Annotated in this window: 10 protein-coding genes and 1 pseudogene; 3 read left to right on the top strand and 8 right to left on the bottom strand. The window is 72.2% G+C overall.

Annotated features, from left to right (window positions below):
• Positions 1 to 194: pseudogene (locus DN069_RS00250) on the top strand (terpene synthase family protein); the annotation flags it as partial.
• A gap of 78 nt (positions 195 to 272) precedes the next feature.
• On the opposite strand, the gene DN069_RS00245 reads toward DN069_RS00250, so the two are convergent.
• From DN069_RS00245 to DN069_RS00220, 6 genes are all read right to left on the bottom strand, one after another.
• Positions 273 to 1,778, bottom strand: a complete 1,506-nt coding sequence (locus DN069_RS00245; RefSeq protein ID WP_207892003.1) for a cytochrome P450 — start codon at positions 1,776 to 1,778, stop codon at positions 273 to 275.
• Positions 1,775 to 2,425, bottom strand: a complete 651-nt coding sequence (locus DN069_RS00240) for a GTP-binding protein (RefSeq protein ID WP_111498621.1) — start codon at positions 2,423 to 2,425, stop codon at positions 1,775 to 1,777. Before DN069_RS00240 ends, DN069_RS00245 begins: the two co-directional genes overlap by 4 nt.
• On the bottom strand, positions 2,406 to 2,783 hold the full coding sequence (locus DN069_RS00235) for a DUF742 domain-containing protein (protein ID WP_111498620.1): 378 nt from the start codon (positions 2,781 to 2,783) through the stop codon (positions 2,406 to 2,408). The genes DN069_RS00240 and DN069_RS00235 overlap by 20 nt, the downstream gene beginning before the upstream one ends.
• Positions 2,780 to 3,187: a roadblock/LC7 domain-containing protein gene (locus tag DN069_RS00230; RefSeq protein WP_111498619.1), complete on the bottom strand. Its 408-nt coding sequence runs from the start codon at positions 3,185 to 3,187 to the stop codon at positions 2,780 to 2,782. The genes DN069_RS00235 and DN069_RS00230 overlap by 4 nt, the downstream gene beginning before the upstream one ends.
• Positions 3,187 to 4,905 (bottom strand): ATP-binding protein, encoded by a 1,719-nt coding sequence (locus DN069_RS00225; protein WP_243638801.1) that lies wholly within the window; start codon positions 4,903 to 4,905, stop codon positions 3,187 to 3,189. Before DN069_RS00225 ends, DN069_RS00230 begins: the two co-directional genes overlap by 1 nt.
• Before the next feature lie 359 nt (positions 4,906 to 5,264).
• On the bottom strand, positions 5,265 to 6,791 hold the full coding sequence (locus tag DN069_RS00220) for a cellulase family glycosylhydrolase (protein ID WP_111498618.1): 1,527 nt from the start codon (positions 6,789 to 6,791) through the stop codon (positions 5,265 to 5,267).
• Positions 6,792 to 7,066: 275 nt separating this feature from the next.
• On the opposite strand from DN069_RS00220, the gene DN069_RS42260 reads away from it, so the two are divergent.
• Positions 7,067 to 9,064 carry a glycoside hydrolase family 6 protein gene (locus tag DN069_RS42260; RefSeq protein ID WP_279387859.1) on the top strand — a complete coding sequence of 666 codons (1,998 nt, stop codon included), beginning with the start codon at positions 7,067 to 7,069 and terminating at the stop codon, positions 9,062 to 9,064.
• A 96-nt stretch (positions 9,065 to 9,160) separates the two neighbouring features.
• Here the strand turns inward: DN069_RS42260 and DN069_RS00210 are convergent, their stop codons facing one another.
• Complete coding sequence (locus DN069_RS00210; protein ID WP_111498617.1) at positions 9,161 to 9,487, bottom strand: hypothetical protein; 327 nt, start codon at positions 9,485 to 9,487, stop codon at positions 9,161 to 9,163.
• Complete coding sequence (locus DN069_RS00205; protein WP_207892002.1) at positions 9,484 to 10,299, bottom strand: phytanoyl-CoA dioxygenase family protein; 816 nt, start codon at positions 10,297 to 10,299, stop codon at positions 9,484 to 9,486. The genes DN069_RS00210 and DN069_RS00205 overlap by 4 nt, the downstream gene beginning before the upstream one ends.
• 111 nt (positions 10,300 to 10,410) lie before the next feature.
• On the opposite strand from DN069_RS00205, the gene DN069_RS00200 reads away from it, so the two are divergent.
• Positions 10,411 to 11,220: a helix-turn-helix domain-containing protein gene (locus tag DN069_RS00200; protein ID WP_111498616.1), complete on the top strand. Its 810-nt coding sequence runs from the start codon at positions 10,411 to 10,413 to the stop codon at positions 11,218 to 11,220.
• Positions 11,221 to 11,320: the final 100 nt, after the last annotated feature.

Raw genomic sequence — 11,320 nt, 5'->3', positions numbered from 1 at the left:
CGCTGGCCCCCTACGGCGTGGGCAGCATGGCCTGGATGACCGAGGCCCCGCGCTACGCCAGCCCCCGCAACCGGAACCCGGTCCCGGTGCCGGGCGCGAGTTGGGACATCCGCTGGACCGACACCCCCAGCGACCCCCCCCCCGCGCCGCCCCCGATCGCGGCGGCGGCCTGGTGGTGGTCCCAACTCGCCTGACACCGACTCCGCCCCGCCCCGGTCCCGCCCGCCCCCGGTGGACGGGACCGGGGCCGGTGGCGGACCGCTGACTGACGCCTACCGGCTGAGCAGCCGGATCAGGAAGGCTCGCAGGCGGCCTGGGCGGCGGGCCGGGCGGCCGTTGGGCTGGGGCGGGGTGTAGACCTGGGCATCGCCGGAGCCCACGGACGTGGTCGCCCGCGGTGCGGAACCCGTGCCCGCGTCGGTCGCGGGGGGCGCGTCCGGGTCCAGGCCGGCGACCCAGCCGGGCACGTGGCTGCCCGCGCGGGCGCGGGCCGCCGCGGTGGCCGAGAACTCGACCGGGAGTGCCAGCAGATGCCGGGACATCAGTGAGGAGCGCCAGCGCAGCTCCTCCTCGGGGACGGCGAGGCGGAGGTCCGGCAGGCGGGACATGAGGGTGTCGATCCCGGTCTCCGCGATGGCGCGGGCCATGTCCTGGCCCGGGCACTCGTGCGGGCCGCCGCCGAACGCCAGGTGCGAGCGGTTGCCGAGGACCGGGCGGGCGGCGTCGGGGCGCACCGCCGGGTCCATGTTGCCCGCCGCCAGGCCGAGCAGGAGCATGTCGCCCTCGGCGATCTGCTGCCCGCCCAGCTCGGTCGGGCCGGTGGCCCAGCGGCCCAGGATCGTGGTGAACGGGGGTTCGTCCCACAGCACCTGCTCCAGCGCGTCGGGCAGCGTCATCTGGCCGCCGGCCAGGCTCGCGCGGAAACGCTCGTCGGTCAGCGTCAGGCGCAGGGTGTTGGCGATCAGGTTGGCCGTGGTCTCGAACGCCGCGATGAGCACCAGGCGCAGATGCTGCACCAACTCGTCGTCGTCGAGGCCGGCGGGGTGGGCGATCAGCCACGAGGCGAAGTCCGCGCCCGGACTCTCCCGCTTGCGCGCGATCAACTGCTCCAGCGCGCCCGCGATGTACTGGTAGCTGGCCACCGCCGTCTCGGTGCCCTGGATCATGTCCCGCGCGGCGGTCACGATGCGCGGACCGAACTCGTCCGGCATTCCCAGCAGTTGGGTGAGCACCAGCATCGGCAGCGGCTCGGCGAACTCGTGGATCAGCTCAGCCGTGCCGCCGTCGCCGAACTCGTCGATCAGCCGGTCGGCGAAACGGGTGACGTGCCGGCGGATGCCGCGGCGGTCGAACCGGGCCAGGCTCTCGGTGACGGCGGAGCGCAGCCGCTTGTGCTCCGCGCCGTCCGCGAAGTTGCACAGCGGCTGCCAGGCGGCGATCGGCGTCAGCGGGTGCTCGGGGCCGAGCAGGCCGTCCTGGAAGGCGTGCCAGCGCCGCGAGTCGCGCGAGAAGCGCGACGGCGTCCGGGCCACGTCCAGGTTCTCGCGGTGGCCCAGCACCAGCCACGCGGGCAGCCCGTCGGCGACCAGCACCGGGGCGACGGTGCCGTGCTCGGCGCGCAGCTTCTCGTACAGGCCCATCGGGTCGGCCTCGGCCTCGGGGCCGAACAGGCGGCGCATGCTGTCGGGCGAGTACCCGGCGAAGGGGCAGCCGCCGGACGGCGCGGGCCCGGCGGAGGGGCCGGTCTGACCGGCCGGGTCGGCAGGGGGGAGAGTCACGTCAGCTCCAGGGCGGTCGTGAGCGATTGGAGGTAGTGCATGAGTGCGAGCAGCACGTCGCGGCCGGATTCGCGGGCGCGCGCGTCGCAGGTGACGATCGGGACGGCCGGGGGCAGGTCCAGCGCGGTGCGCAGGTCCTCGACGTCGTAGCTGGGCGATTCGGGGAAGGCGTTGACGGCGACCACGAACGGCACGCCGCGCTCCTCCAGCCGCCCGAGCACGTCGAAGCTGACCTCCAGGCGCCGGGTGTCGACCAGGACCACCGCGCCCAGCGCACCCTCGAACAGGCCGCCCCACAGGAACCAGAACCGTTCCTGGCCCGGCGTGCCGAACAGGTACAGCACCAGCTGGTCGTCGATGCTGATCCGGCCGAAGTCCATGGCCACGGTGGTCTCGGTCTTGGTGCGCACACCGCCGGGGTCGTCGACGCCGGCGCCGGCCTGCGTCATGGTCTCCTCGGTGGTCAGCGGCCGGATCTCGCTGACCGCCCCGACGAACGTGGTCTTGCCGACGCCGAAGCCGCCGACGACGACCACCTTCACGGCCGCCGTGGCCGTGTCCGGCAGCAGGTCGTTCTGGCCGGGCCCCGCAGGCCCGGGAGCACCCTCGTGCTCGAAGTCCCTGTGCTCAGAGCCTCTGTAGTCCATTGATCACTGCCTCGAGCAATTCACGGTCGGGTAGGACGGCGATCGGAACCGGTCCGCGCACCTGGACGCTGCCGCGGTCGAGCAGGTCCGCGAGCAGGACGTTGACGACGCTCACCGGCAGGCGCAGGTAGGCCGAGACCTCCGCGACCGACAGGGGGGAGCGGCACAGGCGCAGGATCGCCGCCTGTTCCGGCGGGGTCATCGGGTCCGGCCCGACCTGGGCGACGACGAGCGACACGAGGTCGATCGCGCTGCGTTTGGTCGACGCCGGCCGGCCGCCGGTGATCACGTAGAGCCGTTCCGGCGTCTCCTCGCCCCACGGGTCGGGGCCGGCCGGACCACCGTGCTGGTCACTCATCCAGTCGGCCCGTCGGCGCGCGCAGGGGTCGTCAGATGCTCTCCGATGCGGGCGACCAGGTCGCGCATCCGCTGGCCCATCAGACCGGCGTCCACACCCTCCTCCGCGAGCACCGCGAGGTAGGCGCGCGGACCGGCGGCCATCAGGTAGAAGAAGCCGCCGGCCATCTCGATGACCACCATCCTCATCCGCCCGTCGCCCTGCGGGAGCTCGTCCGCGACGGCGCGCGCCAGGCTCTGCAGTCCGGCGCAGGCGGCCGCGAGCCGGTCGGCGGTGTCGGTGTCCGTGCCGTGCTGGGCCATCCGCAGCCCGTCGGAGGAGAGCACCACCACCTGGCGGGTCTGCGGGACGCTCTCGGCGAGGTCGCGGAGCAACCAGTCCATGTTCGATCGCTGGGAAATCATCAGTCGCTTCCTCGCTCGCGTGCGCCTGCGTGGTCCTCACCGCCGCCTTCGTGGACGCCGGGCTCCCGTGCGGAGCCCGCGCCCTGCCCCGCACCCCGGGCGCCGCCCGGTGCCTTCGCCGAAGGGTCGCTGACGGCGCCCTGGAAGGCGGCCAGCCACAGGCCGGGCTGGACGCCCGCCTGCTCCCGGCCGGGCGCCGACGGGCCCGCGTCGGCGCCCTCTTCGGCCGGGTCCGTGGCGGTGACCTGCCGGTCAACGGCCCCCGTCGTGGGGGTCCGCCGATCGGCGAGATCGGTCCGCAGCGCGCGCCTGCGGCGCTGCGGCAGACCCTTGACGCCGCCCAGCAGTCCCCCCTCGTCGGACAGATCGGGCATGTCCGCGACGGCCGCGAGGTCCGCGCCGCGGGTGGTGTCCGCGGCGCGGGGAGCGGGAGCCGAGGCAACCGGGGCGAGGGAGCCCGCCCGCTCCGACGGGAGCGACCGGTGCCGGCCCCGCTGCGAGCCGTCGTCCCCGGCCCGCCGCGGACCGGAGACCGCGCCGATGCCGTGCGCCACGCCGGTGCTCGGAGTGCTGGTGAGCAGGTCCTGAGGGACGATCAGCACGGCCCGCACGCCGCCGTAGGCGGACGGGCGCAGCGACACCTGGAACCCGTTGGTCTGGGCGAGCCGGCCGACGACCGCCAGACCCAGGCGCGGTGTCTCGCCGAGGTCGTTCAGGTCGATGCCGGCCTGCGCCTCGCGGAGCATCCGCTCGGCGCGCGCCCGGCCCTCCTCGCTGAGGCTCAGCCCGCCGTCCTCGATCTCCACGGCGATGCCGCTCTGCACCTCGGCCGCCGTCAGGTGGACCCGGGTGTGCGGCGGCGAGTAGCGCGTCGCGTTGTCGAGCAGCTCGGCCAGCGCGTGGATCAGCGGCTCGACCGCCGGGCCGATCACGGCCACCTCGGACACCGGGTGGAGCTCGACCCGCTGGTAGTCCATGATCCGCGACATCGCCCCGCGCAGCACGCTGTACAGCGGCACCGAACGGCCCCACTGACGTCCCGGCCGGGCACCGCCGAGCACGGCGATGGAGTCCGCGAGCCGGCCCACCAGCGCGTTGCCGTGGTCCAGCCGCAGCAGGTCGTCGAAGACCCCGGGTTCCTCCCCGTGACGGTCCTCCATCGCCCGCAGGTCCTGCGCCTGCCGGTGCACGATGGCCTGAACCCGGCGCGCGATGTTGACGAAGGCCCGCTGCGCCGACTCGCGCAGGGCCTCCTCGGCGTCGACCGCCTCCAGCACGGCGCGCAGGGCCGCCTGCGACGCAGCCTGGAACTCCGGCGTGACCGTGCCCTCGGGCGCGACCGAGTCCTTGACGATGTCGTCGACGAAGTCGCCGCGTTGGATCCGGACGACGCCCTGGGGAAGCAACTCCTCTGCGAGATACAGCAGTTGGGCTTCCTGTGTGCCCAGTCGGCGGCGGAGGAACTCCTCGTCCGCCACCCGCTCGCGTCGCAGCTCGGCCAGGGCCCGTCCGCGTTTGACCACTTCGGCCGAGAGGGCGGCGACCATCACCGTCGCCACGAGCCCGCAGCCGGCGATCGCCCACCTCCCGTCGCTCGGCACGAAGACCAGGGCGCACAGTGAGGCGAGCGCCACGCTCGCGGTGGGCAGCAGCCAGGGGCGCTGCGCGGGGGCGGTGAATGAGCGTGCATCGCCGGGCGAGGAACCAGCACGAACCATGGGGGTCCTTGGGATCGGAACGCGGGTGGACAGGGCTTGGGTGCCAGCGATCCCCCCGTCGACACCGGGGCACGCGTCCGTGATCCGGTGGAGTCACCGATCGGGCTGACTCCGACTCGGCTTGCCCCGCAGCATAGTCACGGAATGCGCGGCATGTGCCAGATCAATATGCTTTCGACGTATTTGACATGACGCCCTGTCGGTTCCTCTAGGATGCTGAACAACCCTATGCCGAACGGGGGTTGTCGTGTCATGCCCTCGGTCGAACCACTCGGAAGAGTGCAATCGGGCCGGCGCGTTCGACGGCGCTCGAAGGGCGTCCGCGCGCCGCCCTTCGAGCGCCTGCCACCGGTGGCGGCTCAGCCCAGGGCCGCCAGGTGGGCCTTGTAGCCGGCGCCGAACCCGGTCGGCGTGCCGTCGTAGGAGCTGATCAGCGCCGGACCGCTGCCGCAGGGCCAGGTGTTCCAGGTCCAGGCGAGGTAGGAGACGCCGATGCTGTCCAGGTAGGGCAGCAGCGAGTCCAGGTAGCCGTGGGCGCAGTCGTTCTCGCCCAGCTCACCGGTGACCAGCGGCACCTTGGCCGCCACCGGCGCGATCTGCGAACTCCAGCAGGAGCTGGTGCTGCAGGTGTTGAAGTTGTACGAGTGCCAGGAGGCGACGATGTTCCCGGTCGGGTCGTAGGGCTCGTAGGACAGCCACTGCGTGAGGTCGTTGGCGTAGGCGAGGCCGCCCGCCATCACCACGTTGGTCGCGCCGGTGCCGCGCACCGCGTTGTCCATCGCCTGCATCCCGGCGACGCTGTAACCGATGCCGGGGCAGGTGCCGCCGTTGAGCCAGCAGTTCCAGCCGCTGCTCTCACTGCCCGTGGCGCGCTCGGGGTAGGGCTCGTTGAACAGGTCGAAGACCACGGCGTCGTCGCCCTTGAAGGTCTGGGCCACGGAGGTCCAGAACGGAACCGCCCCCGCGGCGTCCGGCATCGGCTTCTGGCACACCGCCGTCGCGCCGGAACAGCCGGAGGAGTTGCCGGTGTAGACGCCGTCCGTCCAGTGCAGGTCCAGAATGACGTCCAGACCGTTCTGCTCCAGCAGTGCCACGTAGGACTTGATGGCGGCGATGTAGTTGGCGCCCGCGTAGGCGGAGGCGACCCCGTTGGTGCCGAGCCAGCAGTCCTCGTTGAGCGGCACCCGGACGGCGTTGATCTTCCAGGAGGTCATCGCGGTGACGGAGGCCTGGTCGACGGGGCCGTCGAAGATGCCCGTGCCCTGGATACAGGCAAACTCGGGGCCGGAGCGGTCCACGCCGTGCAGGGTGACGACCCGTCCGTTCGGGTCGGCCAGGTGGTTGCCGGCGACATGCAGCGCCGGCGCGGGACCGGCCGTGCTGGGGCTGGGACTCGGGCTCGTGGTCGGGCTCGCCGAGGCGCTCGGGCTCGCCGAAGCACTGGCGCTCGGCGAGGGCGAGCCGCTGCCGCCGCAGGCGATGCCGTTGACGGTGAACACCGCCGGCGCGGTGTTCGTGCCCGAGTAACCGAAGTTGGCGTCCGTGGTGTACGAGCCGCCGGCGGCGATCGTCCCGGCCCAGCTGGGGGCGGTGACGGTCACGGCGCTGCCGGACTGGCTCCAGGTGCCGTTCCAGCCGGACTGCAGCGTCTGGTTGCCGGTGTAGTCGTAGCCGAGGGACCACGAGGTCAGCGGCGCGCTGCCGGTGTCGGTGATGGTGACGGCGGCGGTGAAGCCGCTGCCCCAGTCGTTGCTGACGGAGTAACTCACGCTGCACGCCGCAGCGGGAGTCGCGGAGGTGGCGGCGGTCGCGGTGAGCGGGACGACGGCGGCGGCGAAGCCGCCCAGCGCGGCGGCGACGGCCGCGAATCGGGCACGGGGGCGCATGGAAGGCACACTCCTTGACGACGGGTTCCGGAGTGCTCCCTCGCTGCCCGGCCGTCACCGTAGCGGAGCGGAGGCCACGGTGGCAGCCCTGTGCGCCACTCGCCATGGAAATTTCCTGAACACCGACAAGACTCTTGACGGGGTATCAGTCGCTGTCAACGATTGGGAGCGCTCCCAATCGTTGTCCCTGCCCACTTCCTGGCTCGGCGAGCACGGGCCTGCACCTCACCGACTCCCGCAGCTGGAACCGCTCCCAGCACAGAAAGGCATCCACCGTGGCGCATCCACCCCTGCGCAGACGCCGTCGGATCGCGGCCGTGGCCGCGACGCTCGGCATGGCCTGGCTCGTCGTGCCGCTGGCCACCGCGCCCGCCGCCCACGCGGCCGTCACCCATGTGGCCAACCCGTTCGTCGGCGCCACGCCCTACCTCAACCCCGACTACGTGAGCGAGGTCGGGGCCCAGGCCACCGCCGACGGCGGCACCTTGGGCACCGCCGAGAGCAAGGTCGCCGGCTACCAGACCGCGATCTGGATGGACCACATCGGCGCCATCGCCGGCGACAGTACCCACCTCGGCCTGCAGGCCCAGCTGGACGACGCCGTGGCCGCCGGGGACAACCTCTTCGAGGTCGTCATCTACGACCTGCCGGGGCGCGACTGCGCCGCGCTCGCCTCCAACGGCGAGATCCCGGCCACCGCCGCCGGGCTGACCGAGTACGAGTCGCAGTACATCGACCCGATCACCGCGATCCTGGGCAACAGCAAGTACAGCAACATCCGCATTGCCGCGGTCATCGAGCCGGACTCGCTGCCGAACGCCGTCACCAACCAGAGCAAGCCCGCCTGCCAGACGGCCACGCCCTACTACGAGACGGGCGTCGAGTACGCCCTCAACAAACTGCACGCGATCCCGAACGTCTACGACTACCTGGACATCGGCCACTCCGGCTGGCTCGGCTGGTCCAGCAACATGAACCCGGCCGCGCAGGAGTTCGCCAAGGTCGCCAAGGCCACCACGGCCGGCGCCGCGAGCGTCGACGGCTTCGTCAGCGACACCGCCAACACCACCCCGCTGGACGAGCCGTTCCTTCCCAACTCCACGCTCCAGGTGGGCGGCAACCCGCTCGACTCGGCCAAGTTCTACCAGTACAACCCGGAGTTCGACGAGCACCACTACGACGAGGACATGCATGCCGCGCTGGTCGCCCAGGGCTTCCCCAGCAGCATCGGCATGATCGTCGACACCTCGCGCAACGGCTGGGGCGGCTCGGCCCGGCCGACCGCGCTCAACTCCACGCCGACCACGGTCGACGCGTACGTGGCCGCCAACAAGGTCGACCAGCGGCCGTTCCGCGGCGACTGGTGCAACGTCAACGGCGCCGGGATCGGCGCGCGGCCGCAGGCCCAGCCGTACGGCAGCAGCGACCCGATCATCGCGTTCATCTGGGTCAAGCCGCCGGGCGAGTCCGACGGTGACTACCCGACCGCCACCCACACTCACGGCGACCCGCACTGCGACCCGAACGGCACGCAGACCGACGGCAACGGCGGCACCTACCCGACCGACGCCATCCCCGGCTACGACATCCCGGCGGGGCAGTGGTTCGCCGCGCAGTTCCAGCAGCTGGTGACCAACGCCTACCCGACGCTCGGCGCCTCGACCGGCGGCGGCGACACCACCCCGCCGAGCGTCCCGACCGGCCTGACCGTCACCGGGACCACCGCCACCAGCGTCTCGCTCTCCTGGACCGCCTCCACCGACAACGTGGGCGTCACCGCCTACAACGTCTACCGGGGCAGCACCAAGGTCGCGACGGTGACGAGCGGTACCACGTACACCGACACCGGCCTGACCGCCTCCACCAGCTACAGCTACACCGTCACCGCCCAGGACGCGGCGGGCAACGTCTCGGCGGCCTCCAGCGCCGTCACCGCGACCACCTCCGCCTCCGGCGGCGGAGGCGGGAGCAGCGGCTGCACGGCGACGTACACGGTCAGCAGCGACTGGGGCAGCGGCTTCAACGCCAACGTCACGGTCACCAACACCGGGACCGCCGCGACCACCGGCTGGAAGGTCAGCTGGACCTTCGGCGGCAACCAGACGGTCTCCAACATGTGGAACGCCACCGACACCCAGAGCGGCGCGAGCGTGACGGCGACCAACCAGTCCTACGACGGCGCGATCGCGGCCGGAGGCAACACCAGCTTCGGCTTCGGGGCGACCTACAGCGGCGGCAACGCCGTGCCGACGCTCACGTGCACGGCCTCCTGACCGACTGAGGCCACGTCACGTCACGGGACCCGCCACGTGGGTGGCGGGTCCTGTGGCTGCGTCATCCCATACTGATCGGCCGCTTGCAGGAGCGGGTCACAGGGGAGCGTGGAGCTTCTCGATCCGTTCGAAGAAGAACTCGTGCTTGAGGAAGGAGACGTCGTACTCGTGGCCCGGATAGGGCGGGACGAGTGGGGCGGCCTGGATCAGCCGCCAGCCGTCCTTGAGGGCGCCGAGGCCGGTCGGGTAGGGCGGCTCCGCGCCGTCTCCCGTGGTCGGCGAGGTACGGCCGGTGCCGTCGTACCGTGACCATCCGACCACGTCCGAGTCCAGCGCGGAGTTGAGCAGGTACAGCACGAGCACCTGCTGGCGGAGCACGGACGCAGGGGTGGTCGGCGTGGGTGTCGGTGAGTCGGTCGTCATGCCGTTGCCTCCTGGGGGCGGTTGGAGACCCTGGTCACCCAGTGGTCGAGGTCGAAGTGGGGATCGCCGGTCATCTCCCGCCACAGCAGGGTGCGGTTGTAGCGCTCGAGGCGCCCGGTGGCCTGTTCGTACCAGGGGAATTCGGCGTCCAGCTCGGAGGCCACGCGCGGGTCGTGCAGGTCCGAGGTGTCCCACAGGAGTCGTTGGCGGACCGTCGGATTGAAGCGGATCTTGAACATGTAGCGGGTCGTGTCGCTGTCGTTGCGGCGACCGCCGTGCCAGAGCCCGTGGTGCACGAACACCACCGTCCCGGCCGGGCAGACCAGCCGGTTCTGGCCGCGGAGGTTCTGGTAGCGGCCGGTGTCCGATTCGTTGATCCGGCGCAGGTGGCTGCCGGGGACGCTGAGGGTGCCGCCCATCTCGAGCGTCACCGGCTGCGGGTAGTACATGAGTTGCACGTCGAAGGCGTCCGGCCGGACGTCGATGATGGCGTCCGCGTGCAGCGCCTGCGCCTCTCCGCCATGGGGTTCGCGGACGTGCACGGCGTGGTGGTCCACGAGTGGCTCGGGGCCGACCAGGCTGCGCAGCGCGCCTTCGACCTGCGGGACCGCCAGCAGCCGGGCGGGGAAGGAGTCCGGGGCGTAGGCCTTCGGCAGGGGCGTCCCGTAGGGGACCGGCGGCACCCCCCGCGCCAGCACCCCCATCGCCTCGGCGTTCATGTCCGCGGGCACGACCGCGTCCAGCCGCAGAGATCCATGGGCCACGAAGCGGGCCATCCGGACCGAGTTGAGCAGCATCCGTTGGTTGTCCATGACGAAAGACGCTAGAGCCGCGAGCCCGCTCTCCGGGTGGGCCCGGTTCGCCGTCCACTGGTCAGTTTTCACCACCCGTCGGAGCGTCGGGGGCCGTGATAGAACTCGGGCATGGACACGGCCCGCGCCCATCTCGACGAGCCTCCCGCCGTGGCCGCTGTCGGCATCGGTGTGCACGGCTGCGCCAGCCGTGCGGAAGTGTTCCTGCTGCCGAACCTGTGGCAGCTGCATCTCTACGGCTACGACGCCGACCTGACGGTGGGCGACACCGCGCATGCCATCCGGCCCGGCCGGGTCAGCCTCATTCCGCCCGGGACCACGGTGCGCTACCGCTACCGGGGCCGGTCCGAGCATCTCTACGTGCACCTGCGCCTCGGCGCAACCGGCTCACCGCTGAGCATCCCGGTGATCCAGGATGCCGGAACCGAACTCGTGCCGCTCGCCGCGCAGTTGCACGGTGCGCTGGCGTCCTGGCCGCACGCGGCGGCGCGGGCGACGGCCGAGGTCTGGGCCGCGCTGTGGCGGGTGGCGCACCTGACCCCGCCTCGCACGGCCGGTGTCCCCGCGACCCATCCGGCGGTTGCCGCCGCCCTGGCGATGATCGAGGCGAGGTTGGCCGAGCCGCTGAGCGTGGCGGAGATCGCGAAGGCAGCGGGCGTCTCACACAACCACCTGACCAGGCTCTTCCGCGCTGCCACCGGCGAGTCGGTCGTCGGCTACCTCCGGGCTCGACGGATGGAGCGGGCCCGCCACTTCCTGCGGGCCACCACCCTGTCCATCCCCGCGATCGCGGCGTCGGTCGGCATCCCCGACCTCCAGGCGTTCAACAAGGCCTGCCGTCGCGAGCTCGGAGCCTCCCCGCGTGGCATCCGCGCGGGCCTGAACGGCCAACGCGTGGTGCAGCCGCCGGGATGGCCGTAGGCCCCGGGCTTCACGGCTGTGCCACGGCCTCAGCGGGGCGGGGGAGGTGGCGGCGGCAGGGCCGTCACGCCCGGGGCGGGCTTTGGCCAGACCAGGAGGA

Origin of the sequence: Streptacidiphilus pinicola, assembly GCF_003258295.1 — a bacterium.
In the GTDB taxonomy this organism is placed as follows: Bacteria; Actinomycetota; Actinomycetes; order Streptomycetales; family Streptomycetaceae; genus Streptacidiphilus; species Streptacidiphilus pinicola.
The sequence above is the reverse complement of the archived record's forward strand: the minus strand, read 5'-3'. Positions and strand labels throughout refer to the sequence as shown.

Bases quoted from the DNA above. Each gene is read 5' to 3' on its own strand.
- DN069_RS00240 (WP_111498621.1), bottom strand. From the start codon at position 2,425: ATGGACTACAGAGGCTCTGAGCACAGGGACTTCGAGCACGAGGGTGCT.
- DN069_RS00235 (WP_111498620.1), bottom strand. From the start codon at position 2,783: ATGAGTGACCAGCACGGTGGTCCGGCCGGCCCCGACCCGTGGGGCGAG.
- DN069_RS00230 (WP_111498619.1), bottom strand. From the start codon at position 3,187: ATGATTTCCCAGCGATCGAACATGGACTGGTTGCTCCGCGACCTCGCC.
- DN069_RS00225 (WP_243638801.1), bottom strand. From the start codon at position 4,905: ATGGTTCGTGCTGGTTCCTCGCCCGGCGATGCACGCTCATTCACCGCC.
- DN069_RS00220 (WP_111498618.1), bottom strand. From the start codon at position 6,791: ATGCGCCCCCGTGCCCGATTCGCGGCCGTCGCCGCCGCGCTGGGCGGC.
- DN069_RS00210 (WP_111498617.1), bottom strand. From the start codon at position 9,487: ATGACGACCGACTCACCGACACCCACGCCGACCACCCCTGCGTCCGTG.
- DN069_RS00205 (WP_207892002.1), bottom strand. From the start codon at position 10,299: ATGGACAACCAACGGATGCTGCTCAACTCGGTCCGGATGGCCCGCTTC.
- DN069_RS00200 (WP_111498616.1), top strand. From the start codon at position 10,411: ATGGACACGGCCCGCGCCCATCTCGACGAGCCTCCCGCCGTGGCCGCT.